This is a genomic window from Pseudomonas sp. LAMO17WK12:I1, assembly GCF_900177315.1.
Classification (GTDB): Bacteria; Pseudomonadota; Gammaproteobacteria; order Pseudomonadales; family Pseudomonadaceae; genus Aquipseudomonas; species Aquipseudomonas marginalis.
Window position 1 is genome coordinate 117,509 of record NZ_FWZV01000005.1, and the last position, 24,345, is coordinate 141,853.

Genomic DNA, 24,345 nt, shown 5'->3' on the forward strand with positions numbered 1-24,345 from the left:
AGCCTTAAGACGGACGCAACCCGCGTTCCAGCCAGAGGCGGCTGGCCATGGTTACCAGGCCGTCGAGCAGCAACGCCAGCAACGCGGTGCACGCGGCGCCGAGCAGCAGTTGCGGCTGGTTGTTCAGGGCGATGCCGGGGAAAATCAGGCTGCCCAGGCTATTGGCACCGATCAGGAACGCCAGCGGCGCGGTACCGACGTTGATCGCCAGGGCCACGCGCACACCGCCGATGATGATCGGCACGGCGTTCGGCAATTCGACGCGAAACAGCACCTGGCGCGGGGTCATGCCGATGCCGGTGGCGGCTTCTTTCAGCGAGCCTTGAACGTTTTTGAGGCCTTCGTAGGTGTTGCGCACGATGGGCAACAAGGAGGCGAGGAACAGCGCGAAGATGGCCGGGCCGCTGCCGATGCCGAGGACGCCGAGGGCGATGGCCAGTACGGCCAGGGGGGGGACGGTGTTGCCGATGTTGAAGATCTGCATGAAGCGTTCTGCGCGCCCGACCATGTTCGGTCGGCTGAGCAGGATACCGGCGGGGATGCCCACAACGAGGGCGGCCAGCATGGAGACTAGAACCAGGATCAAATGAGCTTGCAGGTAAAACAACAAATCGTCGCGGTACAGTTCGATCGTGTTGATGCCGATCCAGTGGACCAGCAGGGCCAGGAGAGCGACGACAACCACTCCTCCTATCAGCCCTTTGCCATAGCGAATAGCCACAGGCGGACTCCTTTTTTCTTTTGTCGGCGACCACATTTCCGAGCGGCAATGCCATTCCTGGCTGTCGGCGAATAGGGTCGCGAAAAGCAGCTCGCCAATACCGGCAACGCGGTATCAAATCGAGCCATGAGCGCAGCCTCGTCAGGCTAACTTGCTGATTTTTCAGCCCCTGTTACGAGTGCGGTAGCAGGGGAGTGGACGTCTCTACCTTTTAAAAGGTTCCATACTTGGCAGCATTTAGCCACCCCCAATGGGGTGAACGGTGGTCCGGCACCTGCGGTTTGCGCTATACTCGCCGCCCTTTTTTGACTCACCTGCCAGGCGATTTCCCATGACCCACCAGGCCGCCGAAGTCGCGAAACGCCGCACTTTCGCCATTATTTCCCACCCCGATGCCGGTAAAACCACCATCACCGAGAAGCTCCTGCTGATGGGCAAGGCGATCGCAGTGGCCGGCACGGTGAAATCGCGCAAATCCGACCGCCATGCCACCTCCGACTGGATGGAAATGGAAAAACAACGGGGTATTTCCATTACCACGTCGGTCATGCAGTTCCCGTATCGAGACCACATGGTCAACCTGCTCGACACCCCGGGCCACGAAGACTTCTCCGAAGACACCTACCGCACCCTGACCGCGGTGGACTCGGCGCTGATGGTCCTCGACGGCGGTAAGGGCGTCGAGCCACGTACCATCGCGCTGATGGACGTATGCCGGCTGCGTGATACGCCGATTGTCAGCTTCATCAACAAACTCGACCGTGATATCCGCGACCCGATCGAATTGCTGGATGAAATCGAAGCCGTCCTGAAGATCAAGGCTGCGCCGATCACCTGGCCGATCGGTTGCTACCGCGACTTCAAGGGCGTGTACCACCTGGCCGACGACTACATCATTGTCTACACCGCCGGCCATGGCCACGAGCGCACCGATGTGAAAATCATCGAAAAGCTCGACTCCGACGAAGCCCGCGCCCACCTGGGTGACGAGTACGACCGCTTTGTCGATCAGTTGGAACTGGTTCAGGGCGCCTGCCACGAGTTCAACCAGCAGGAATTCCTCGACGGCCAGCTGACCCCGGTGTTCTTCGGGACCGCCCTGGGCAACTTCGGCGTCGACCACGTGCTCGACGCTGTCGTGAACTGGGCACCGAAGCCGCTGGCCCGTGTCGCCAACGAGCGCACCGTGGAACCGGTGGAAGAGAAATTCACCGGCTTCGTGTTCAAGATCCAGGCGAACATGGACCCCAAGCACCGCGACCGTATTGCCTTCATGCGCATCTGCTCGGGCAAGTACGAAAAAGGCATGAAGATGCGCCATGTGCGCACCGGCAAGGACGTGCGCATCGGCGACGCCCTGACGTTCTTCTCCTCCGAGCGTGAACAGCTCGAAGAGGCCTACGCCGGCGACATCATAGGCCTGCATAACCACGGCACCATCCAGATCGGCGACACCTTCACCGAAGGTGAAACGCTGGGCTTCACCGGTATCCCGCACTTCGCCCCGGAACTGTTCCGTCGCGTGCGCCTGCGCGATCCGCTGAAATCCAAGCAACTGCGCCAAGGCTTGCAGCAACTGGCGGAAGAGGGCGCTACCCAGGTGTTCTTCCCCGAGCGCAGCAACGACATCATCCTCGGCGCCGTGGGTGTGCTGCAGTTCGATGTGGTCGCCAGCCGCTTGAAAGAGGAATACAAGGTTGAATGCTCCTACGAGCCGATCACCGTGTACTCCGCGCGCTGGATCGAATGCGCCGATAAGAAGAAGCTGGAAGAGTTCTCCAACAAGGCCGTGGAAAACCTCGCGCTCGACGGCGGTGGTCACCTGACCTACCTGGCCCCGACCCGGGTCAACCTGGCGCTGATGGAAGAGCGCTGGCCGGATGTGAAATTCCGCGCGACCCGCGAGCACCACTAAGGTCTGAGCGCCGCAAAACAAAATGTGGGAGGGGGCAAGCCCCCTCCCACATTTTTTTCTCCTCCAGGCATGGGATTGGCGAGAATCCGGCATCGGGTCTAGCGTTTAACCACCGACTGCAAAGGAGATCACCGTGCGAAATGCTCAACGCGCCATCCCTCTGGTGTTGCTGGCCGTCCTGGGGCTGGCGCCCCTTCCGGCACTGGCGGGCGCAGGAGCGCCGCAGTGGAAAGACACGGGGCCGGTCACCAAGAAAAAGCAGAACGAGGTCAACTCCGGCAGTTGGCAACCCCAGGCCCAGCCTGCGCCAAAAGAGGACGCAGAAAACCCCTACAACGAAGGGGAAGACAGCGAAACCTACGATGACGGCGACAGTTAATTGCATCCAAAAGAAAGCCCCTCCCACCAGGCTGATGCGCAACCTGACGGGAAGGGCTGTAGAACGCTGTATCACTGCTTACACATTTTTAATCTGATGTTCCGTAGCAGCTGTTTTACTTAGGCAACGAACTGCTCCGCGTAGTGGCAAGCCACCTGGCGGTTATCCAAGGCGCGCAGTTGCGGCTCCTCGCTGCTGCAACGTGCCGTCGCATACGGGCAGCGCTTGTGGAACGCGCAGCCCGGCGGCGGGTTCAGTGGATTGGGCAACTCGCCAACGATTTTGATCTTCGGTTTGTTCGGATCCGGATGAATGGTCGGGGTGGCCGAGAGGAGCGCCTGGGTGTACGGATGCAGGGGGCGCGCGTAGATGTCTTCCTTGGGGCCCACCTCCACCGGGCGACCGAGGTACATCACCATCACATCGTCGGCAACGTGCTGCACCACCGCCAGGTTGTGGGAGATGAACACGTAGGCCGTGTTGAATTCCTGCTGCAGGTCCATGAACAGGTTGAGCACCTGGGCCTGGATCGACACGTCCAGCGCCGAGGTGGGTTCATCCGCCACCAGCACTTTCGGTTGCAGCATCATCGCGCGGGCCAGGGCGATGCGTTGGCGCTGGCCACCGGAGAACATGTGCGGGTAGCGCTGGTAATGCTCCGGGCGCAGGCCCACTTGCTTCATCATCGCCTGCACTTTCTCGCGGCGTTCGGCGGCGGACAGGTTGGTGTTGATCAGCAGCGGCTCGCCCAGCTGATCACCGACCTTCTGGCGTGGGTTCAATGAGGCATACGGGCTCTGGAACACCATCTGCACGTCTTTGCGCAATTGCTTGCGCTGGGCCTTGTCGGCACCGGCGACTTCCTGGCCGGCGATTTTCAACGAGCCCGAGGATGGCTCTTCAATCAGCGTCAGCGCACGGGCCAGGGTGGATTTGCCGCAACCCGACTCGCCTACAACCGCGAGGGTCTTGCCGGCTTCCAGTTCAAACGACACACCATTAAGCGCGCGTACCAGCGCATGGCCCTTGAACAGACCACGGGACACTTCGTAATGACGGGTCAGGTCGCGGGCGGTAAGAACGACGGCCATTACGCCACCTCCTGGTTCAAGGGGTAGAAGCAGCGCGCAAGGCTGTTGCTTTTCGGATCAAGGCCGGGCCGCTGGGCACGGCAGCTTTCCTGCACATACGGGCAGCGTGGCGACAGCAGGCAACCCTGCGGGCGGTCATAGCGGCCGGGCACGATACCCGGCAGCGTGGCCAGGCGCGTGGCGCCGAGGCTGTGCTCGGGGATCGCCTTGAGCAGCGCTTCGCTGTACGGGTGCGCCGGGATATCGAACAACTGCGGCACCTGGCCGACTTCCACGGCTTGGCCGGCGTACATCACGCACACGCGCTGGGCGGTTTCTGCCACGACCGCGAGGTCATGGGTGATCAGTACCAGGCCCATGTTCTGCTCTTTCTGCAGGGCCAGCAGCAGTTCCATGATCTGCGCCTGGATGGTCACGTCCAACGCGGTGGTCGGCTCATCCGCGATCAGCAGTTTCGGCTCGCCGGCAATCGCCATGGCGATGGCCACACGCTGGCTCATACCGCCGGACAACTGGTGCGGGTAGGCGTCCATACGGCTGGCGGCGCCCGGGATCTCGACTTTTTCCAACAACTCGATGGCGCGCTTGCGGGCTTGCTTGCCGGACATTTTCAGGTGCAGGCGCAGCACTTCTTCGATCTGGAAACCCACGGTGTAGCTGGGGTTCAGCGCGGTCATCGGGTCCTGGAACACCATCGCCAGGTCTTTGCCGACGATCTGGCGGCGCTGGCGGTTGCTCAGCTTGAGCATGTCCTTGCCGTCGAAGTTCAGGGCGTCGGCGGTGACGATGCCAGGGTGCTCGATCAGCCCCATCAGCGCCATCATGGTCACGGATTTACCCGAGCCCGACTCGCCAACAATGGCCAGGACTTCGCCCTTGTCGACGGCAATGTCGAGGCCATCGACCACCGGCACGGCGGTCTTGTCGCCGAAGCGCACATTGAGATTCTTGATTTCTAACAGTGACATGGGAATCTCCTCAGGCGGCGTTCTTGAGTTTCGGGTCCAGCGCATCGCGCAGGCCGTCACCCATCAAGTTGATTGCCAGCACGCTGAGCAAAATGGTCAGGCCAGGCAGGCTCACCACCCACCAGGCGCGTTCGATGTAGTCACGGGCCGAAGCCAGCATGGTGCCCCACTCCGGGGTTGGCGGTTGTACGCCAAGGCCAAGGAAGCCCAGGGCCGCGGCATCGAGGATCGCCGAAGAGAAACTCAGGGTCGCCTGCACGATCAGCGGTGCCATGCAGTTAGGCAGCACGGTGATGAACATCAGGCGGGGCAGGCCGGCGCCGGCGAGGCGGGCGGCAGTCACGTAGTCACGGTTCAGCTCGCCCATCACCGCAGCGCGGGTCAGACGTACGTAGGACGGCAGCGACACGATGGCGATGGCGATCACGGTGTTGATCAGGCCAGGGCCGAGGATCGCGACAATCGCAACCGCCAGCAGCAGCGAGGGCAGGGCCAGCATGATGTCCATCAGGCGCATGATGGTCGGGCCGAGCAGGCGCGGGAAGAAACCGGCGAACAGACCCAGCAGGATGCCCGGGATCAGCGACATCACCACCGACGACAAGCCGATCAGCAAGGACAGGCGTGAGCCCTGGATCAGGCGCGAGAGCAGGTCGCGGCCCAGTTCGTCGGTGCCGAGCAGGAACTGGATCTGCCCGCCTTCCAGCCACGACGGTGGGGTGAGCAGGAAATCGCGGTATTGCTCGCTGGGGTTATGCGGCGCTACCCAGGGGGCGAAGATCGCGCAGAACACGATCAGCAACATGAACAGCAGGCCGGCAACCGCGCCCTTGTTCTTGGAGAAGGCTTGCCAGAATTCTTTGTACGGCGACGGGTACAGCAGGCTTTGATCGACTGCTGACACTTGAGTAGGTGTGGTCATGGTCATGATCTCAGCGCTGGTGACGGATGCGTGGGTTGGCGAAGCCGTAGAGGATGTCCACCACGAAGTTCACCAGGATCACCAGACAGGCGATCAGCAGGATGCCGTTTTGCACCACCGGGTAGTCCCGTGCGCCAATGGCTTCGATCAGCCATTTGCCGATGCCGGGCCACGAGAAGATGGTTTCGGTCAGCACCGCACCGGCCAGCAGGGTGCCGACTTGCAGGCCGACCACGGTGAGTACCGGGATCAGTGCGTTACGCAGGCCGTGCACGAACACCACGCGCGCCGGCGACAGGCCCTTGGCCTTGGCGGTGCGGATGTAGTCTTCACGCAGCACTTCGAGCATGGATGAACGGGTCATCCGCGCGATCACTGCCAACGGAATGGTGCCGAGCACGATGGCCGGCAGGATCAGGTGGTGCAGCGCATCCCAGAATGCGTCCGGCTCGTCAGCCAGCAGGGTGTCGATCAGCATGAAGCCGGTGCGCGGCTCGATGTCGTAGAGCAGGTCGATACGTCCGGACACCGGGGTCCAGCCCAGGCTCACCGAGAAGAACATGATCAGGATCAGGCCCCACCAGAAGATCGGCATCGAATAGCCCGCCAGGGAGATGCCCATCACCCCGTGGTCGAACAGGGATCCTCGCTTGAGTGCCGCGATCACCCCGGCCAACAGGCCCAGGATGCCGGCGAACAACAGGGCGGCCATGGACAGTTCCAGGGTCGCCGGGAAGAGGGCGGTGAACTCGGTCCACACGCTGGTACGGGTACGCAGGGATTCGCCAAGGTCGCCGTGGGCGAGCTTGCCGACGTAGTCCAGGTATTGCGCGTACAGCGGCTTGTTAAGGCCAAGGCGTTCCATTGCCTGTGCGTGCATCTCGGGGTCGACGCGCCGCTCGCCCATCATGACTTCGACAGGGTCGCCAGGGATCATGCGTATCAACGCAAACGTGAGCAACGTGATGCCGAAAAACGTGGGGATCAATAACCCCAGTCGGCGGGCAATAAAACTAAACATCTTGTGGTGTACCTCAATCAGCCGGTTAGGCAGGTTCGGCACCGTCCTGGTGGGCGGTGCCGAGCGTTTCTCTTATTTACTTCACCTGGGTGGTGGCGAAGTTATTGTTCGTCAGAGGGCTTTGGGTATAACCCTCGACGTTCTTGCGCATGGCGGTGAACATTTTCGGGTACGCCATGGGAATCCACGGTTGGTCCTTGTCGAAAACCTCCAGGGCTTGTTGATAGAGTGCGGCCCGCTGCTGGGGTTCAGCGTCGGCGCGGGCCTTATCGATCAAGTCCTGAAACTCTTTGTTACACCAGCGGGCGTAGTTTTCGCCGTTTTTCGCTGCATCGCAACTCAGGTTCGGCGTAAGGAAGTTATCCGGATCGCCGTTGTCACCGGCCCAGCCGGCGGAAACCATGTCGTGCTCGCCGGCTTTGGCGCGCTTGAGCATTTCGCCCCATTCCATGACCTTGATATTGACCTTCAGGCCGATCTGCGCCAGATCTGCCTGCATGCGCTGGGCGCCCAGCATCGGGTTCGGGTTGGTCGGGCCGCCGCCGTTACGGGTGAACAGGGTGAACTCGGTGCCTTCCGGCACACCGGCTTCCTTGAGCAGGGCACGGGCCTTGTCCAGGTCGCGTTCAGGGTTTTTCAGCTTATCGTTGAAGCCCAGCAGGGTCGGCGGATACGGCCCGGTGGCATCCACGGCGTTGCCTTTGCCATACAGGGATTCGTTGTAGCCTTTCTTGTCGAACGCGATGTTGATCGCGTGACGCACCCGCGCGTCGCTCATGTATTTGTGGGTGGTGTTCAGGGCGGTGTATGCGGTGGTCATCGCCGCCAGTTCGGCGACCTTCAGGTTCGGGTCTTTCTTGATGCTGGGAAGGTCGTCGGGCTTGGGATACAGCGCGATCTGGCATTCGTTGGCCTTGAGCTTCTGCAGGCGCACGTTGTTGTCCACCGCAATGGCCAGGATCAACGGATCGGCCGGAGGCTTGCCACGGAAGTACTCCGGGTTGGCCTTGAAGCGCACCTGAGCGTCCTTCTGGTAGCGTGTGAAAATGAACGGGCCGGTGCCGATCGGCTTGCTGTTGAGCTCTTCGGTCTTGCCGGCGGCAAGTAGCTTGTCGGCGTACTCGGCGGAGTGGATGGCGGTGAACGGCATCGCGACATCGGCCAGGAACGGTGCCTCAGGGCGGGTCAGGGTGAAGACCACGGTATGGTCATCGGTCTTCTCTACGCTCTTGAGCAGTTCCTTGAAGCCCATGCTTTCAAAGTACGGGTAGCCCACGCTGGATTTGTTGTGCCACGGGTGTTTCGGGTCCAGTTGACGCTGGAAGCTCCAGAGCACGTCGTCGGCATTCATGTTGCGCGTGGGTTTGAAGTAGTCGGTGGTGTGGAACTTGACGTCGTCGCGCAGATGAAAGGTATAGGTCAGGCCGTCGTCACTGATTTCCCAGGAAGTGGCCAGCGCTGGCACGATCTCGGTGGTGCCGGGCTTGAAGTCCACCAGGCGGTTGAACATGGTTTCGGCGGCGGCATCGGCGGTGACGGCCGTGGTGTACAGGACCGGGTCAAAACCCTCCGGGCTGGCTTCGGTGCAGACCACCAGGGGTTTGGCCGATACGCCGATAGCCACGCTTAACAGCGCAGCGGCAACGGCAGCTTGTAGCGGGAGCATTTTCATTCAGAGCCCTCTGCAATCGATGGGACCAGACAAGCGTAGACGGCAGGCTCGTCCTGAGCCTGCCGTCTACCTGGTGCTAGTTAAAGAATGTTGAACGGGATGGTGGTGACCAGGCGGAACTCTTTGATGTTGCCGTCAGCCTGTTGTGCGCTGGCGCGGTGAGTCACGTAGGTGCCACGGATGGTGGTGGCCTTGAGTGGGCCGCTCTGAATCGCGTAGGACGTGCCAACCCCGTATTCCTGGTGTTTCTCGCCGTCCATCAGGCGCAGGTCGCTACGCGAAGCGCCGGCTTCACCGTAGGCGGTACCGTTGTAGTGAGTACCGTCGATGCCCCAGCCGCGCGCCGAGTAGACGTTGAACTTCAGGCCCGGCACGCCGTATTCGGCCATGTTGATGCCGTAGGCGATCTGGAAGGACTTCTCGTTCGGGCTGTTGAAGTCGGAGGTCAGGGAGTTGGCCAGGTAGATGCCGTTGGTTTCGTGCAGGTAGTCGAAGTACTCGTCACCGTTAACTTCCTGGTACGAGAAGGTCAGGCTGTGGGCCTGGTGGGTCAGCCCCAGGGACAACGAGTAAGTGTCGTTGTCGATGTTGCCCATCTTCTTGCTGCCGGTGTCGGTGGTTTTGTAGTAGTTCAGGCCGGTGGTCAGTGCCAGGGTCTGTGCATCACCCAATTCGTGGGTGGCACCGAAGTAGTACTGGTTCCAGAAGTCTTCGACGTTAGCGGCGAATACGCTGGTTTTCAGGCTCTTGAACGGCTGGTAGTTGAAGCCCAGGGTTTTGACCTTGTCGGTTTCCTGGCCATTGCCGTACTCGGAACGGAATTTCGACAGGCTTTGTTCGGTACGCGGCGAAACGCGATCAAAGATGCCGCCCTGGAACGACAAGTTGCTGAACTCTTCGCTGTTGAAGCTCACACCCTCGAAGCTCGAAGGCAGGGCACGGTTGCCGATGGTATCGACGATTCCGCTGCTGAAGTTCTGGCGACCGGCGGTCAAGGTGGTGTTGGACACGCGGAACTTGACGTTCGCCAGGCCCAGTTTGCTCCACTGGCCTACTGCATCGCCGTCGGAGTCAGCCAGGGTACGGTTGGAACCGCCCTTGATATCACGCTTGCTGCGGTCCAGGACCACGGCGTTGTAAGCCGCGACTTCGGTCGCCACCCCCACGGTGCCTTGGGTGAAGCCCGAGGAGTAATTGAGGATGGTGCCTTGTACCCAGTTTGTGCGGTTTGCGTCGGTGCGCGTCTGATTGTGTTTCTCATAGGAGAAACGCTGGCCACGGAATTTCTTCTCGCTGGAGTACCAGTTACGGGTTGTACCGCCCAGGCTTTGACCGTCAATAAAGCCTTTGGCCTCGCTTTGGGCGCTGGCGCCGGCCAATGTGGTCGGGACGAAGTCCTGGCTGGCGGGTTCAGCATAGGCGGTGGCCGTGATGCTGCTGATGGCCAAGGCCAGAAGCGCTTTGCTGCTCAGTTTCATGGGTTGAAGCTCCTTTGGTTCTCTTTTTAATGCCGGTCTTTTTTGGTGATCCGGCTATTGGGTGTGTAACTCGATCAAGCTGTTGCAAACGTTTGCCGTAGGAAATTTCCCAATAAAAGGCTGCACGTTTGCGGGAGAGCCAACTTCGCTCCCTGCAATCCGGTTATTTTCTTATGGGTTAATGCTGACGCCCGAGAACACGTTGCGGCCGAAGGGACTTACTTTGAAGCCTTCGACTTTGGCGCTTAACGGCTGGTTGACCGTCGAGTGGGCGACGGGTGTGATCGGCACCTGCTGCTTGAGCAGTTGCTGTGCCTGTTTGTACAGAACAGTCCTTTGTTCGCGGTCGGTCACGACCTTGGCTTGCTTGATCAGCTTGTCGTACGCCGGGTCACACCACATGGAGTAGTTGTTCCCGCCGATGGCGTCGCAGCTGTAGAGGGTGCCCAGCCAGTTGTCCGGATCGCCGTTGTCGCCGGTCCACCCGATCAGGCTGACATCGTGCTCACCGTTCTTGGTGCGCTTGATGTATTCGCCCCACTCGTAGCTGACGATCTTGACCTTGAGGCCGATCCTGGCCCAGTCGCTTTGCAGCATCTCGGCCATCAGCTTGGCGTTGGGGTTGTACGGCCGTTGCACCGGCATCGCCCACAGGGTGATCTCGGTACCTTCCTTCACGCCGGCGGCCTTGAGCAGTTCCTTGGCTTTTTCCGGGTTGTAGGCGGCGTCCTTGATGCTGTCGTCGTAGGACCATTGGGTCGGCGGCATGGCATTGACTGCCAACTGCCCCGCGCCCTGGTATACGGCGTTGAGGATGCTCTGCTTGTTCACCGCCATGTCCAGCGCCTGGCGCACTTCGAGCTGGTCGAACGGCTTGTGGCGCACGTTGTAGGCGATGTAGCCCAAGTTGAAGCCCGGCTTGGTCAGCAGTTGCAGGTTCGGGTCGGCCTTGAGCGCGTCGACGTCGGCCGGGCGCGGGTGCAGGGTGACCTGGCATTCGCCGGCCTTGAGTTTTTGCACGCGCACCGAGGCGTCGGTGTTGATGGCAAAAATCAGCTGGTCCAGCTTGACCTTGCTCGGGTCCCAGTACTGTTTGTTGCCCACATAACGGATCTGCGAGTCTTTCTGATAGCGCTGGAAGACAAAGGGGCCAGTGCCGATCGGCTTCTGGTTGATGTCGCTGGGCTTGCCTTCCTTGAGCAACTGCTCGGCGTATTCGGCCGACAGGATGGCGGCAAAGCTCATGGCGATGTTCTGCACGAATGCAGCGTCGACCGAGTTCAGCGTCATCACCACGGTATGCGGGTCGGTTTTCTCGACCTTGGCGATGTTCTTGTTCAGGCTCATCCCGTTGAAGTACGGAAACTCGGTGGGGTAGGCCTTGCGAAACGGGTGGTCGGGGTCAAGCATGCGGTTGAAGGTGAACAGCACGTCGTCGGCGTTGAAATCCCGCGTCGGCTTGAATTCCTTGTTGCTGTGGAACTTCACGCCTTCACGCAGGTGAAAGGTGTAGGTCAGGCCGTCTTCGGAAATGCCCCACTTGGTCGCCAGTCCAGGTACGACGTTGGTCGCTCCCTTTTCAAACTCAACCAGGCGGTTGTACAGCGGCTCGGCCACATCGTTATCGGTGGCGGTGGTGTACTGCGCGGTGTCGAACCCTGCCGGGCTGCCTTCGGAGCAGAACACCAGGCTCTTCTTGTCGGCCGCCTGGCCCATCGTGGCTACGGCCAGCAGGCTGGTGCCAAAAATTGCGGATAGAACGGTGGTATGGCGCATGACGATCCCGATCCTTGTTTGTAGTTGTCATCAGCAAGCAATCACCCTGGCGTACGGCCAGGGGGACATTACTGATCCCACACACAGCAAGTGCCTTTCCCAGGTTGGAGCCTCTGCTGTCCTACGACGGTATGGGTCGCGGACTGCGCAGTAAATGCGCCAAATTGGACTGACCTTGTAGGCAAAAGAGCTACTTGTCGCAGTTCGCAGCTGTAGGACGCGGCGATTACGAGCGTGGTCTATTGCCTACGGTCCAGGTGGATGCAATAACGGCGACGTTATTAAACGTCGCCGTCATTGGTCCTTACTTGCCGCTTACGCTCACGCCATAGAAGGAGTTCAGGCCAAACGGGCTGATCTTGAAGTCCTGTACGGTGTTGCGCATGGGTTGATACACCGTCGAGTGCGCGATAGGTGTCATCGGGACTGCATCTTTGAGGATATGTTGCGCCTGCTTATACAGCTCGGTGCGTTTGGCGACGTCCGACGTAGCCTTGGCTTCTTTCACGACGCCGTCGAATTTCTTGTCGCACCACTTGGAGAAGTTGTTACCGGCCAGGGAGTCGCAACCGAACAGCACGTTCAGCCAGTTGTCCGGGTCACCATTGTCGCCGCTCCAGCCAATGATCATGGCCTGGTTCTCGCCGCCTTTGGAGCGCTTGATGTACTCGCCCCACTCGTAGCTGGTGATCTTGACCTTCAGGCCGATCTTGGACCAGTCGTTTTGCAGCATTTCGGCCATCAGCTTGGCGTTCGGGTTGTACGGACGCTGAACCGGCATCGCCCACAGAACGATCTCGGTACCTTCCTTGACACCCGCTTCCTTGAGCAGCGCCTTGGCTTTCTCGGGATCGTACTTGGCGTCCTTGATGGTGGTGTCGTAGGACCATTGGGTTGGCGGCATGGCGTTGACCGCCAGTTGGCCTGCGCCCTGGTAGACGGAATCGATGATCTGCTGTTTATTCACCGACATGTCCAGCGCCTGGCGCACGCGCAGGTCGGCCAGTGGGTTGGGCTGGTCGCTGCCCTTGACCTTGTCCATGACGTTGTAGGCGACATAGCCCAGGTTGAAACCGGCCTGGTGCGGCAGTTTCAGGTCCTTGTCTTCACCCAGCGCCTTGAGGTCGGCCGGACGTGGGAACAGGGTGATCTGGCACTCGTTTTTCTTCAGCTTCTGGATACGCACCGACGGATCGGTGGTGATGGCGAAGATCAGGTTATCGATCTTCACGTCCTCAGGTTTCCAGTAGTCCTTGTTGCCGGTGTAGCGAATGTTCGAGTCTTTCTGGTAGCTCTTGAATACGAACGGGCCAGTGCCGATTGGCTTCTGGTTGATGTCCTGAGGCGTGCCATTCTTCAGCAACTGGGCGGCATATTCGGCCGACTGGATCGACGCGAAGCTCATCGCCAGGTTCTGGATGAACGCGGCGTCCACGGTGCCAAGGGTGAACTTGACGGTGTGGGCATCGACCTTCTCGATGTTCTTGATGTTGGTGTCCATCCCCATGTCCGTGAAGTACGGGAACTCGGTGGGGTAGGCCTTACGGAATGGATCGTCTTTGTTGATCATCCGGTTGAAGGTGAACAGGACGTCGTCAGCCGAGAATTCACGAGTCGGCTTGAAGTATGGGGTGGTATGGAACTTGACGCCTTCGCGCAGGTGGAAGGTGTAGGTCAGGCCATCCGGGGACACGTCCCAGCTGGTGGCCAGGCCAGGAACAACGGCGGTGCCGCCTCGTTCGAACTGGCTCAGGCGGTTGAACATGGTTTCGGCCGAGGCATCGAAGTCTGTTCCGGTGGTGTACTGGCCTGGGTCGAAACCGGCCGGGCTCCCTTCGGAGCAGAACACCAGGTTAGTCGCCGCTTGGGCGAATGGGGCCGCGGCCATAAGGCCAGCGCTCACTAATAACGGAAGGACTGCGTGTTTAAGCATGTTGGCCTCATGATTTGTTGTCATTTTTGGTGGTGAGGGCGACCTCGTGAGTCGGCCTGCGGATACTTATGCAGGCGCCATACCCATTGCAAGATGCTGAACCGTCGCAAGGCGGAAAGAGTGGTACGAACGTACAGGAATGTCGCAATTATGAAAGTTTTGACATATTTGAACGTATTTATGGGTTTTTTTCGGTGCATAAGGTGCACCAGAGAGGGTCAACCGAGGCGTCTGGCGCACTCGGTTGGGGCATTGCTGTTACTTATCTAGACTCACGCCGTAGAACGGTGTCAGCCCAAAGGGGCTGATCTTGAAGTCCTTCACTTCCTTGCGCAGGGGTTGGAAAACCGTCGAGTTTGCAATGGGCGTTATAGGTACTTGTTCTTTAAGAATTTTTTGTGCCTGTTGATACCACTTGATGCGCTGCTCGCGGTCACTGCTGACCTTGGCCTGCTGCACCAGTTTGTCGTAGGCCGGGTTACACCATTTGGCGTAGTTGCTGCCCTTGACCGCGGCACAACTGTAGAGCACGCCGAGCCAGTTATCCGGGTCGCCGTTGTCGCCGGTCCAGCCATAAATCATCGCATCGTGCTCGCCATTTTTGGCGCGCTTGATGTACTCGCCCCATTCATAGCTGACGATATTGGCCTTTATGCCGACTTTTTCCCAATCCTGCTGGATCATCTGGGCCGACATGCGCGCGTTCGGGTTGGAAGCGCGCTGGACGGTCATTGCCCACAGGTTGATGGTAGTGCCCGGTGCAACCCCTGCTTCTTTTAGTAGCGCGCGGGCCTTGGTCGGATCGTGCGGGGCATCCTTGATGGAGGGGTCATAAGACCACTGCGCCGGTGGCAGTGCATTCTGCGCCAATTGTCCGGCGCCCTGGTAAACCGCCTTGATGATAGCCGGCTTGTCGATGGCCATGTCCAGGGCCTGGCGGACCTTGAGCTGGTCCAGCGGTGGGTGGGTCACGTTGTAGGCCAGGAAGCCCAGGTTGAAACCCGCTTGCTGCAGCACGCGCAGGTTGGGGTCCTGTTTCATCACCTCGATGTCCGACGGGCGCGGGTAGCCGCTGACCTGGCATTCGCCGGCCTTGAGCTTTTGCAGGCGCGACGCGGCGTCCGGGGTGATGGCGAACACCAGGTTGTCGAGTTTCACATCCTCGGGTTTCCAGTACTGCTTATTGGCCACGTAGCGAATCTGCGAGTCCTTCTGGTAGCGCTTGAACACAAACGGCCCGGTGCCCACCGGTTTCTGGTTGATGTCTTCGGCCTTGCCCTCCTTCAATAGCTGGGCGGCGTACTCGGCCGATTGCACGGAGGCGAAACTCATGGCCAGGTTCTGCACGAACGAGGCATCGACGTTGTTCAGGTTGAAACGCACGGTGTGCTCGTCGAGTTTGTCGACGCTCTTGATCGTGGTGTTCAGGCCCATGTCGGTGAAGTACGGCGATTCGGAAGGGTAGGCCTTGCGAAACGGACTCTCGGCATCCAGCAGGCGATTGAAGGTAAACAGCACGTCATCCGCATTGAAATCGCGGCTGGGTTTGAAGAAATCAGTGGTGTGGAACTTGACGCCTTCGCGCAGATGGAAGGTGTAGGCCAGGCCATCCTCGGACACCTCCCAGCGTGTGGCCAGGCCCGGTTCGACTTCGGTGCCGCCACGCTTGAATTGGGTCAAGCGGTTGAACACGGTTTCGGCGGACGCATCGAAATCGGTGCCGCTGGTGTACTGGCTGGGGTCGAACCCGGCGGGGCTGGCTTCGGAGCAGTAGACCAGGGTACTGGCTGCGTGGGCCATCGGCATAAAAGCCAGCAGGCCTGCGGCAAGGAGTAGCGGTTTGAAGGTGGTTCTTTCCATGGAGACCCCTAGAAGTGGCAGGCATATAAACGCTGCCCAAACGAAAACGGCGGTCACCGAGGTTACCGCCGTTCAGGTTTGCCGGGTAGGGGTTACGGCATCTGCACTTCGATCACTCCATCGGCGCTCATGCTGACCTGGCTGGTACCTGCCTCCACTTCCGGCGTCGGTGCTGAATCCATCATGGCCGCCTTCATCATCATTCCGCCACGGGCATAAGGTTGTGGGTAGCCATTGGTGTTGAAGTTCAAGTTGACGATCTTGTAGCCCTTGCCGCCCAGCGCATCGGTGGCCAGTTGCGCGCGTGCTTTAAACGCGGCGACCGCGTCCTTGAGCAGGGCGTCTTCGCTGGTCTTGCGCGTGGTGTCGGCGATGGCGAAGTCCATGTTTTCCATTTTCAGGGTGTTGAGCAGTTCGCCGGTGAGTTTGGACAGCGCCGGGAAGTCCGCGCTTTCCAGGCGCAGTTCGGCGCGCTCGCGCCAGCCGGTGATCTTCTGGTTCTTGTTGTCGTAGATCGGGTAGCTGTTACGGCTGCCCTGGCGCAAGGTCACGCCCTGGACTTCGCGCGCCTGGCCCAGGGCCTTGTTCATGGTGGTGGTGATTTCGGCGGCGAGCTTGGCCGGGTCGGCGTTCTGGGACTCGGTGTAGAGGGTGACGATCATCTTGTCGCGGGCCACTTCCTGGCTGACCTCGGCGCGCAGGGAAATCTGGTTGTAATTCAGTGCATCGGCGGCCAGTGCCGGAAGGCTGGCCAGGGCGCTGGCGCTGAGGGTGAGAACAACTGCACTGCGAGTGAAACGAGACATGGAAGCTCCTTAGGGTGTTCGTATCGGTATGACTGTAGACGGTGGTGTCGGGTTCTTCGGGTTTACATATTCGCTACACATTGTGCGGCCGCCGACGAACGGTCGTTCGCCCGGCCTGCGGCAAAGAGCCACACGCGCCATGCCAGCGTGCCCGCTTCGTTTATACTCCTGCCGATCCGCCTGCAGCGCTCATCGGGAGAGCTCATGCTCGCCGCCGTAAAACTGACTTCCGCCACCCGCCAGAACCTCTGGCGCCTGACGTTCATTCGTACCCTGGTACTGGCCGCGCAGGCTGGTTCGGTCGGGCTCGCCTATTGGTTCGACCTGCTGCCGCTGCCGTGGCTGCAATTGGGCGTGACCCTGGGTTTCTCCATCGTGCTGTGTGTGTTTACCGCCATTCGGTTGCGCACCACCTGGCCGGTGACCGAGCTGGAATACGCCCTGCAATTGGCCTGCGACCTGTTTATCCACAGTGTGTTGCTGTATTTCTCCGGCGGTTCCACCAACCCGTTCGTGTCTTATTACCTGGTGCCACTGACCATCGCTGCGGTGACCTTGCCGTGGCGCTACTCGGTGGTGCTGTCGGGTATCGCCCTGACCCTGTACACCCTGCTGCTGGCGCGGTTCTATCCGTTGCAAACGTTCCCCATCGCCCGCGAAAACCTGCAGATCTACGGGATGTGGCTGAGCTTTGCCCTGTCTGCCGCCGTGATCACCTTCTTTGCTGCGCGCATGGCCGAAGAGCTGCGCCGCCAGGAAGAACTGCGCGCCATTCGCCGCGAAGAAGGCCTGCGTGACCAGCAACTGCTCGCCGTCGCCACCCAGGCCGCCGGCGCGGCTCACGAATTGGGCACGCCGCTGGCGACCATGAGCGTGCTGCTCAACGAAATGACCCAGGACCATCACGACCCGGCGCTGCAAGAGGATCTCGGCGTGCTGCGCGAACAGGTCAAGCAATGCAAGCAAACCTTGCAGCAACTGGTACGCGCGGCTGAAGCCAATCGCCGCCTGGCGGTCGAGATGCAGGACGTGACCCAGTGGCTCGACGAAGCCCTGAACCGCTGGCACCTGATGCGCCCCGAAGCCAGCTACCGTTTCCATCTGCTGGGGCAGGGGACCGTGCCGCGCCTGGCGCCACCGCCGGACCTGACCCAAGCCTTGCTCAACCTGCTGAACAACGCCGCCGACGCCTGCCCCGAAGGCCTGGAAGTCCGGCTGGATTGGGATGTGGATGACCTGACGATCAGCATTCGCGACCATGGTGCAGGCGTGCCGCTGGCCATCGCCGAGCAGATCGGCAAACCGTTCTTTACCACCAAGGGCAAAGGCTTCGGCCTGGGCCTGTTTTTGAGCAAGGCCAGCGTGACCCGCGCGGGCGGCTCAGTGAAGCTCTATAGTCACGAGGAAGGCGGTACGCTCACCGAGCTGCGCCTGCCCCGTGTCGCACGAGGAGATATCGATGAGTGACGAGATCCAAGTCGAAGGCGAAGAACTGCCGCACCTGTTGCTGGTAGATGATGACGCCACGTTTACCCGCGTGATGGCGCGCGCCATGAGCCGTCGCGGTTTTCGCGTGAGCACCGCCGGCTCCGCCGAAGAGGGCCTGGCCATCGCCCAGGCCGACCTGCCGGACTATGCCGCGCTCGACCTGAAGATGGACGGCGATTCCGGCCTGGTGCTGTTGCCCAAGCTGCTGGAACTCGACCCGGAAATGCGCGTGGTGATCCTCACCGGTTACTCCAGCATTGCCACGGCCGTCGAGGCCATCAAGCGCGGCGCCTGCAACTACTTGTGCAAGCCGGCGGATGCCGATGATGTGCTGGCCGCATTGCTGTCCGAGCACGCCGACCTCGACACCCTGGTGCCGGAAAACCCGATGTCGGTGGACCGCCTGCAGTGGGAACACATCCAGCGCGTCCTCACCGAACACGAAGGCAATATCTCCGCCACTGCCCGCGCCCTGGGCATGCACCGGCGCACCCTGCAACGCAAGCTGCAGAAGCGTCCGGTACGCCGCTGAACCTAAGCTGAACAGCCTGCTTCAGGCCGCACGGAACCCTGAACCGATCACCTATGATCGGTTCAAACGCCTGCCTTCCTCCCTACGAGCCTGAACGATGAATCAGAACGCTGAGTACTCCGCGGTCAATGACGCTGTGCGTGGGCAATTTTTTCGCCGAACCTGGGCGATGATCACGCCTTATTGGCGAAGTGAAGAGAAGGGCAAGGCCTGGTTGTTGCTCGCCGTGGTGATTGGCCTGTCGCTGTTCAGCGTGGCCATTTCCGTGTGGCTCAACCACTGGTACAAGGACTTCTACAACGCCCTGGAAAACAAGGACACCGCCGCCTTCTGGCAACAGATCGGTTATTTCTGCGGTATCGCCACGGTGGCGATTCTCGGCGCGGTCTACCGTCTCTACCTCACCCAGATGCTGACCATTCGCTGGCGTGCATGGCTCACCGAAAAGTATTTCGCCCGCTGGCTTGGCGACAAGAACTACTACCAGCTGGAGCAGGGCGGCTACACCGATAACCCGGACCAGCGGATTTCCGAAGACCTCAACAGCTTTACCCTGAACACCCTGAGTCTTGGCCTTGGGCTGTTGCGCAATGTGGTCAGCCTGGTGTCGTTCTCCATTATCCTATGGGGCGTGTCCGGCAGTATTGAAGTGTTCGGTATCACCATCCCCGGCTACATGTTCTGGTGTGCATTGGTCTATGCCGGTGTCGGCAGTTGGCTGACCCATCTGATCGGTCGTCGTTTGATCGGCTTGAGCAACCAGCAGCAACGCTTCGAAGCGGACTTGCGTTTCTCCATGGTGCGGGTGCGGGAGAATGCCGAGAGCATCGCCCTGTACAACGGCGAACCCAATGAGCATCAGCGTTTGAACGCGCGGTTCGGGAAGGTCTGGCATAACTACTGGGACATCATGAAGGTGTCCAAGCGCCTGACGTTCTTCACTGCCGGCTATGAACAGATTGCGATCGTCTTTGCGTTTATCGTGGCTGCCCCGCGCTACTTTTCCGGCAAGATCGAACTGGGCGAGCTGATGCAAATCAACTCGGCGTTCGGCAACGTGCAGGGCAACTTCAGCTGGTTTATCAGCGCGTACGCCGACCTGGCCGGCTGGCGCGCGACCAGCGACCGTCTACTGAGTTTTCAGCAGGCCATGCGTGAGAACGAGCAGCGCCCAGCTGCCATCGACGTCAGCGCTGAAGGCGAGCGTCTTGTGGTGCAAGGGCTGGGCTTGAACCTGGTGGATGGTCGCCACCTGCTGACCGACGCCAACATGATCGTTGAACCGGGCCAGCGCGTCATGCTCAGCGGCCGTTCCGGCAGCGGCAAAAGTACCTTGCTGCGCGCCATGGGGCATCTCTGGCCGGCTGGTCACGGCAGCATTCGCCTGCCGGCCAGGCGTTACCTGTTCCTGCCGCAGAAGCCTTACCTGCCGATCGGCACGCTCAAGGCGGTGTTGAGTTACCCACAGGACGACAGCGTCTATTCGGCGGAACGTTATGCACAGGTCCTGGAAACCTGTCGCCTGCCGCACCTGGTGGAGCGCCTGGACGAAGCCAACCATTGGCAACGCATGCTCTCGCCCGGCGAGCAACAGCGCCTGGCCTTTGCCCGTGCCTTGTTGTTCGCGCCGCAATGGCTGTACATGGACGAAGCGACGTCGGCCATGGATGAAGAGGATGAGGCGACGTTGTATCAGGCGTTGATTGATGAATTGCCGGGGTTGAGCATTGTCAGCGTCGGTCATCGCAGCAGCCTCAAGCGCTTCCATGGGCGGCATGTGCGGATCGAGGGTGGGTGGCTTCAAGAGCAACCTGTGGCCTGAGGCCCCTTGTTCTGGAGAATGGTGCCCAACAAAAAGCCCGGTTGATCAGCGATCAACCGGGCTTTTCTATTGCTTGAAAATAACTTACTTCTTCAAGCCGTAATGCTCATCCAGCATGCCTGGGGCGTTTGGCGTTTTTGGCGCGTAGTCCCGTGGCGGTTCCTGGTTCTCCCGGGGCGGAGTCAGGCGTTCCCGTGGAGTTTGCGGTGCATCGGAATGCAGCGCGGCCAGCAGGCGCTGGCGGGTGATGTCGTCGAGGGCCAGGCGGTTTGCCCCATCGGCGAGGTGATCCTGTACTTCCTGGTAGCTCTGGGTGAGTTTCTTGACCAGGGTCGCGGTGCTGTTGAAGTGGGTAACAACCTCGTTCTGATAACTGTCAAAACGTTCCTGAATGTCATCCAACTGACGCTGCGTGCGGTTAGGCGCGGCATTCGGCAGCAGGCGGGCAACCAGGAATCCAATGGCGACACCGGCAACCAAGGCGAGAGTCGGCAACAACCAAACTAAGAGCGAGTGTTCCACGAGTCCTTCCTCTATAAACGGCTTTGCTTTACGTTAACGGCTCAAACCTGCGCTGTATACCGCGATTAAGCTCGCAATGATGCCATGCACAGACTTTTAGCTAGACGAGTCGACCCTTTGAGAGGTCACGGAGTTCATTCCTTGCTCATGCGTGAAACCCCCGTTTTGATCGATGGCCCGGTAGGCCAATTGGAAGCCCTGTACCTGGATCACTCCGAGCCACGTGGCCTGGCGCTGATCTGCCACCCTAATCCGGTGCAGGGCGGGACCATGCTCAATAAAGTCGTTTCGACCCTGCAACGCACGGCTCGCGATGCCGGGTTGATTACTTTGCGTTTCAATTACCGTGGCGTCGGTGCGAGTGCCGGCACCCACGACATGAGCACCGGTGAAGTGGACGATGCCGAAGCGGCTGCCACCTGGCTGCGTGAAAAGCACCCCGACCTGCCGATCACCCTGCTCGGTTTTTCCTTTGGCGGCTACGTGGCGGCCAGCCTCGGCGGCCGCCTGGAAGCCAAAGGCGAAAAGCTCGCGCACCTGTTCATGGTCGCCGCGGCGGTGATGCGCCTGCGCGATACCGATGTGCTGCCCCACAGCTGCCCGTTGACCCTGATCCAGCCGGAAACCGACGAAGTGGTCGACCCGCAAACCGTCTACGACTGGTCCGCCGCCTTGAAACGCCCCCATGAGCTGCTGAAAGTGGCAGAATGCGGGCACTTTTTTCATGGCAAGCTCACCGATCTCAAGGATCTGGTGCTGCCGCGCCTCTCGAATTGATAGCAGTCTGATAAGCGATTACCCATGACGACTCGTACCCGTATCCTCACCGGCATCACCACCACCGGCACGCCGCACCTGGGCAACTACGCCGGTGCGATCCGCCCGGCGATCCTGGCCAGCCAGGATGCCAATGCCGATTCCTTCTACTTCCTGGCCGACTACCACGCCCTGATCAAATGCGATGACCCGCAGCGCATCCAGCGCTCGCGTATGGAAATCGCCGCGACCTGGCTGGCCGGTGGCCTGGATGTGAACCGGGTGACCTTCTATCGTCAGTCCGACATCCCGGAAATCCCCGAGCTGACCTGGCTGCTGACCTGCGTCGCCGCCAAGGGCCTGCTCAACCGCGCCCATGCGTACAAGGCCTCGGTGGACAAGAACGTGGAGACCGGCGAAGACCCGGATGCGGGCATCACCATGGGCCTGTATAGCTACCCGGTGCTGATGGCGGCGGACATCCTGATGTTCAACGCGCACAAGGTGCCGGTGGGCCGCGACCAGATCCAGCACGTGGAAATGGCCCGCGACATCGGCCAGCGCTTCAACCACCTGTTCGGCAACGGTAAAGAATTCTTCACCATGCCCGAGGCGTTGATCGAGGAAAGCGTTGCCACCTTGCCGGGCCTGGATGGCCGCAAGATGTCCAAGAGCTACGACAACACCATCCCGTTGTTCACCAGTGCCAAGGACATGAAAGACGCCATCTCGCGGATCGTTACCGACTCCCGCGCGCCCGGCGAAGCCAAGGACCCGGACAACTCGCACCTGTTCACCCTCTACCAGGCGTTTGCCAGCAAGGCCCAGGAAGAAGCGTTCCGCGGCGAGCTGCTGCAAGGCCTGGGCTGGGGCGAGGCGAAGAACCGTCTGTTCCAGCTGCTTGATGGTCAGCTCGGCGAAGCGCGCGAGCGTTACCACCAGTTGATGTCGCGCCCGTCGGACATGGAAGACCTGTTGCAGGTGGGCGCCAGGAAAGCCCGTGCCGTAGCCGCGCCATTCCTGGCCGAGTTGCGTGAAGCGGTGGGCCTGCGTTCGTTCGTCAACCAGGCTGCGGCGCCGGTTGCGACCAAGAAGAAGGCCGCCAAAGCCGCACGTTTTGTGAGCTTCCGTGAAGACGACGGCAGCTTCCGCTTCCGCCTGTTGGCCGCCGATGGCGAACAACTGCTGCTGTCGCGCAACTTTGTCGATGGCAAGGCGGCCGGTGCGGTGACCAAGCAACTGCAAAACGGTGAAGCGCTGGATGTACGTACCGAGGCCCTGAGCTTCAGCGTATGGCTGGACGGCGCCGCAGTGGCCGACAGCGCCGAGTTCGCCGATGCCGCATCCCGTGATGCCGCCATCGAAGCCTTGCGCATCGCGTTGACCCCAATCGAGGATTAACCCGACCAAGGGTTGATTGCCATTATCCAGGGCCGTCGTTACAGTGACGGCCCGTTTTTGTTGCCTTGCTAACGAAATTATGACGCCCCTAGAACGATATCAAGCTGATCTGAAACGCCCTGAATTCTTCCATGACGCGGCCCAGGAAACGGCGGTGCGTCATTTGCAGCGCCTGTACGACGACCTGGTCGCGGCCTCACAGAGCAAGCCGGGGATGCTCAGCAAGCTGTTCGGCAAGAAAGACCACGTGCCGGTCAAGGGCCTGTATTTCTGGGGTGGCGTGGGCCGGGGCAAGACCTACCTGGTCGATACATTCTTTGAAGCGCTGCCGTTCAAGGAAAAGGTACGGACACACTTCCACCGCTTCATGAAGCGCGTGCACGAAGAGATGAAGACCCTGCCGGGTGAGAAAAACCCGCTGACCATCATCGCCAAGCGTTTCTCCGATGAAGCGCGGGTCATCTGCTTCGATGAATTCTTCGTCTCCGATATCACCGATGCCATGATCCTCGGCACCCTGATGGAAGAGTTGTTCAAGAACGGCGTGACCCTGGTCGCCACCTCGAACATCGTGCCCGACGGCTTGTACAAGGACGGCCTGCAACGCGCGCGCTTCCTGCCGGCCATTGCGCTGATCAAGCAGAACACCGAGATCGTCAACGTCGACAGCGGCGTCGACTACCGTCTGCGTCACCTCGAACAGGCGGAGTTGTTCCATTTTCCGCTGAACGAAGCGGCGCACGAAAGCCTGCGCAAAAGCTTCCGCGCCCTCACGCCGGAATGCACCCAGGCGGTGGAAAACGACAAGCTGATGATCGAGAACCGCGAAATCATCGCCCTGCGTACCTGCGATGACGTGGCCTGGTTCGAATTCCGCCAACTGTGCGACGGCCCACGCAGCCAGAACGACTACATCGAACTGGGCAAGATCTTCCACGCAGTGATCCTCAGCGGCGTGGAGCAGATGAGCGTCACCACCGACGATATCGCACGACGGTTTATCAACATGGTCGACGAGTTCTACGACCGTAATGTCAAGTTGATCATCTCGGCGGAAGTCGAACTCAAGGACTTGTATACCGGCGGGCGCTTGAACTTCGAATTCCAACGGACATTGAGCCGCTTGCTCGAAATGCAGTCCCACGAGTTCCTGTCGCGCGGGCACAAACCCTAAGACAGATGTAGGTCAAGTGCGGGAGGGGGCTTACTCCCGATAGCGGTCTTTCAGTAACAGATGCACTGACTGATCCACCGCTATCGGGAGCAAGCCCCCTCCCACATT

Annotated in this window: 20 protein-coding genes; 8 read left to right on the top strand and 12 right to left on the bottom strand. The window is 60.3% G+C overall.

The genetic code is table 11. The features are described from left to right. Window positions 1-4: 4 nt before the first annotated feature. On the bottom strand, window positions 5-721 hold the full coding sequence (locus B9N88_RS10770; RefSeq protein ID WP_027604862.1) for an ABC transporter permease: 717 nt from the start codon (window positions 719-721) through the stop codon (window positions 5-7). Between the two features lie 331 nt (window positions 722-1,052). Between B9N88_RS10770 and B9N88_RS10775 the strand changes: the two genes are divergently transcribed. Together B9N88_RS10775 and B9N88_RS10780 are read left to right on the top strand one after the other, a co-directional pair. Then, the gene (locus tag B9N88_RS10775; protein WP_027604861.1) at window positions 1,053-2,636 is read left to right on the top strand and encodes a peptide chain release factor 3; all 1,584 of its coding nucleotides are present in this window, start codon (window positions 1,053-1,055) and stop codon (window positions 2,634-2,636) included. Window positions 2,637-2,769: 133 nt separating this feature from the next. Next, on the top strand, window positions 2,770-3,015 hold the full coding sequence (locus tag B9N88_RS10780) for a hypothetical protein (protein WP_027604860.1): 246 nt from the start codon (window positions 2,770-2,772) through the stop codon (window positions 3,013-3,015). Between the two features lie 119 nt (window positions 3,016-3,134). Here the strand turns inward: B9N88_RS10780 and B9N88_RS10785 are convergent, their stop codons facing one another. From B9N88_RS10785 to B9N88_RS10830, 10 genes are all read right to left on the bottom strand, one after another. Then, a complete protein-coding gene (locus B9N88_RS10785) occupies window positions 3,135-4,106 on the bottom strand; it encodes a peptide ABC transporter ATP-binding protein (protein ID WP_017138288.1) in 972 nt (323 codons plus the stop codon). Next, the gene (locus tag B9N88_RS10790; RefSeq protein WP_027604859.1) at window positions 4,106-5,074 is read right to left on the bottom strand and encodes an ABC transporter ATP-binding protein; all 969 of its coding nucleotides are present in this window, start codon (window positions 5,072-5,074) and stop codon (window positions 4,106-4,108) included. Before B9N88_RS10790 ends, B9N88_RS10785 begins: the two co-directional genes overlap by 1 nt. 10 nt (window positions 5,075-5,084) lie before the next feature. Then, window positions 5,085-5,996, bottom strand: a complete 912-nt coding sequence (locus B9N88_RS10795; protein WP_027604858.1) for an ABC transporter permease subunit — start codon at window positions 5,994-5,996, stop codon at window positions 5,085-5,087. Between the two features lie 10 nt (window positions 5,997-6,006). Beyond that, window positions 6,007-7,017, bottom strand: coding sequence for an ABC transporter permease subunit (locus tag B9N88_RS10800; RefSeq protein ID WP_003215992.1), 1,011 nt, complete (start codon window positions 7,015-7,017; stop codon window positions 6,007-6,009). A 76-nt stretch (window positions 7,018-7,093) separates the two neighbouring features. Then, entirely contained in the window at window positions 7,094-8,689 is a 1,596-nt protein-coding gene (locus B9N88_RS10805; RefSeq protein WP_027604857.1) for an ABC transporter substrate-binding protein, read from the bottom strand. A gap of 80 nt (window positions 8,690-8,769) precedes the next feature. Beyond that, window positions 8,770-10,167, bottom strand: coding sequence for an OprD family porin (locus B9N88_RS10810; protein ID WP_027604856.1), 1,398 nt, complete (start codon window positions 10,165-10,167; stop codon window positions 8,770-8,772). A 171-nt stretch (window positions 10,168-10,338) separates the two neighbouring features. Continuing rightward, the gene (locus B9N88_RS10815; RefSeq protein ID WP_371263353.1) at window positions 10,339-11,883 is read right to left on the bottom strand and encodes an ABC transporter substrate-binding protein; all 1,545 of its coding nucleotides are present in this window, start codon (window positions 11,881-11,883) and stop codon (window positions 10,339-10,341) included. Between the two features lie 364 nt (window positions 11,884-12,247). Further along, window positions 12,248-13,876, bottom strand: coding sequence for an ABC transporter substrate-binding protein (locus B9N88_RS10820; RefSeq protein ID WP_027604854.1), 1,629 nt, complete (start codon window positions 13,874-13,876; stop codon window positions 12,248-12,250). 258 nt (window positions 13,877-14,134) lie between these two features. Then, window positions 14,135-15,736, bottom strand: a complete 1,602-nt coding sequence (locus B9N88_RS10825; RefSeq protein ID WP_027604853.1) for an ABC transporter substrate-binding protein — start codon at window positions 15,734-15,736, stop codon at window positions 14,135-14,137. A gap of 92 nt (window positions 15,737-15,828) precedes the next feature. Then, window positions 15,829-16,542, bottom strand: coding sequence for an SIMPL domain-containing protein (locus B9N88_RS10830; protein WP_027604852.1), 714 nt, complete (start codon window positions 16,540-16,542; stop codon window positions 15,829-15,831). A gap of 204 nt (window positions 16,543-16,746) precedes the next feature. Here B9N88_RS10830 and B9N88_RS10835 point away from each other — a divergent pair, with 204 nt between their 5' ends. The 3 genes from B9N88_RS10835 to B9N88_RS10845 all read left to right on the top strand — a co-directional run bounded on the left by B9N88_RS10835 (window position 16,747) and on the right by B9N88_RS10845 (window position 20,384). Then, window positions 16,747-18,009 carry an ATP-binding protein gene (locus B9N88_RS10835; RefSeq protein ID WP_027604851.1) on the top strand — a complete coding sequence of 421 codons (1,263 nt, stop codon included), beginning with the start codon at window positions 16,747-16,749 and terminating at the stop codon, window positions 18,007-18,009. Continuing rightward, window positions 18,002-18,562: a response regulator transcription factor gene (locus tag B9N88_RS10840; protein ID WP_010565532.1), complete on the top strand. Its 561-nt coding sequence runs from the start codon at window positions 18,002-18,004 to the stop codon at window positions 18,560-18,562. Before B9N88_RS10835 ends, B9N88_RS10840 begins: the two co-directional genes overlap by 8 nt. Window positions 18,563-18,659: 97 nt before the next feature. Continuing rightward, window positions 18,660-20,384, top strand: a complete 1,725-nt coding sequence (locus B9N88_RS10845) for an ABC transporter ATP-binding protein/permease (RefSeq protein ID WP_027604850.1) — start codon at window positions 18,660-18,662, stop codon at window positions 20,382-20,384. 84 nt (window positions 20,385-20,468) lie between these two features. On the opposite strand, the gene B9N88_RS10850 is transcribed toward B9N88_RS10845, so the two are convergent. Continuing rightward, the gene (locus tag B9N88_RS10850; protein WP_003171734.1) at window positions 20,469-20,906 is read right to left on the bottom strand and encodes a Z-ring associated ZapG family protein; all 438 of its coding nucleotides are present in this window, start codon (window positions 20,904-20,906) and stop codon (window positions 20,469-20,471) included. Window positions 20,907-21,053: 147 nt separating this feature from the next. Here B9N88_RS10850 and B9N88_RS10855 point away from each other — a divergent pair, with 147 nt between their 5' ends. From B9N88_RS10855 to zapE, 3 genes are all read left to right on the top strand, one after another. Continuing rightward, the gene (locus tag B9N88_RS10855; protein ID WP_043293448.1) at window positions 21,054-21,683 is read left to right on the top strand and encodes an alpha/beta hydrolase; all 630 of its coding nucleotides are present in this window, start codon (window positions 21,054-21,056) and stop codon (window positions 21,681-21,683) included. A gap of 24 nt (window positions 21,684-21,707) precedes the next feature. Further along, a complete protein-coding gene (locus tag B9N88_RS10860; RefSeq protein ID WP_027604848.1) occupies window positions 21,708-23,063 on the top strand; it encodes a tryptophan--tRNA ligase in 1,356 nt (451 codons plus the stop codon). 79 nt (window positions 23,064-23,142) lie between these two features. Further along, window positions 23,143-24,237, top strand: coding sequence for a cell division protein ZapE (zapE, locus tag B9N88_RS10865; RefSeq protein ID WP_027604847.1), 1,095 nt, complete (start codon window positions 23,143-23,145; stop codon window positions 24,235-24,237). Window positions 24,238-24,345 lie beyond the last annotated feature (108 nt).

Excerpts from the sequence above, each read along its gene's own strand:
- B9N88_RS10775 (WP_027604861.1), top strand. The coding sequence starts at position 1,053 with ATGACCCACCAGGCCGCCGAAGTCGCGAAACGCCGCACTTTCGCCATT.
- B9N88_RS10785 (WP_017138288.1), bottom strand. The coding sequence starts at position 4,106 with ATGGCCGTCGTTCTTACCGCCCGCGACCTGACCCGTCATTACGAAGTG.
- B9N88_RS10790 (WP_027604859.1), bottom strand. The coding sequence starts at position 5,074 with ATGTCACTGTTAGAAATCAAGAATCTCAATGTGCGCTTCGGCGACAAG.
- B9N88_RS10795 (WP_027604858.1), bottom strand. The coding sequence starts at position 5,996 with ATGACCACACCTACTCAAGTGTCAGCAGTCGATCAAAGCCTGCTGTAC.
- B9N88_RS10800 (WP_003215992.1), bottom strand. The coding sequence starts at position 7,017 with ATGTTTAGTTTTATTGCCCGCCGACTGGGGTTATTGATCCCCACGTTT.
- B9N88_RS10805 (WP_027604857.1), bottom strand. The coding sequence starts at position 8,689 with ATGAAAATGCTCCCGCTACAAGCTGCCGTTGCCGCTGCGCTGTTAAGC.
- B9N88_RS10810 (WP_027604856.1), bottom strand. The coding sequence starts at position 10,167 with ATGAAACTGAGCAGCAAAGCGCTTCTGGCCTTGGCCATCAGCAGCATC.
- B9N88_RS10815 (WP_371263353.1), bottom strand. The coding sequence starts at position 11,883 with ATGGGCCAGGCGGCCGACAAGAAGAGCCTGGTGTTCTGCTCCGAAGGC.
- B9N88_RS10820 (WP_027604854.1), bottom strand. The coding sequence starts at position 13,876 with ATGCTTAAACACGCAGTCCTTCCGTTATTAGTGAGCGCTGGCCTTATG.
- B9N88_RS10825 (WP_027604853.1), bottom strand. The coding sequence starts at position 15,736 with ATGGAAAGAACCACCTTCAAACCGCTACTCCTTGCCGCAGGCCTGCTG.
- B9N88_RS10830 (WP_027604852.1), bottom strand. The coding sequence starts at position 16,542 with ATGTCTCGTTTCACTCGCAGTGCAGTTGTTCTCACCCTCAGCGCCAGC.
- B9N88_RS10835 (WP_027604851.1), top strand. The coding sequence starts at position 16,747 with ATGCTCGCCGCCGTAAAACTGACTTCCGCCACCCGCCAGAACCTCTGG.
- B9N88_RS10840 (WP_010565532.1), top strand. The coding sequence starts at position 18,002 with ATGAGTGACGAGATCCAAGTCGAAGGCGAAGAACTGCCGCACCTGTTG.
- B9N88_RS10845 (WP_027604850.1), top strand. The coding sequence starts at position 18,660 with ATGAATCAGAACGCTGAGTACTCCGCGGTCAATGACGCTGTGCGTGGG.
- B9N88_RS10855 (WP_043293448.1), top strand. The coding sequence starts at position 21,054 with ATGCGTGAAACCCCCGTTTTGATCGATGGCCCGGTAGGCCAATTGGAA.
- B9N88_RS10860 (WP_027604848.1), top strand. The coding sequence starts at position 21,708 with ATGACGACTCGTACCCGTATCCTCACCGGCATCACCACCACCGGCACG.
- zapE (WP_027604847.1), top strand. The coding sequence starts at position 23,143 with ATGACGCCCCTAGAACGATATCAAGCTGATCTGAAACGCCCTGAATTC.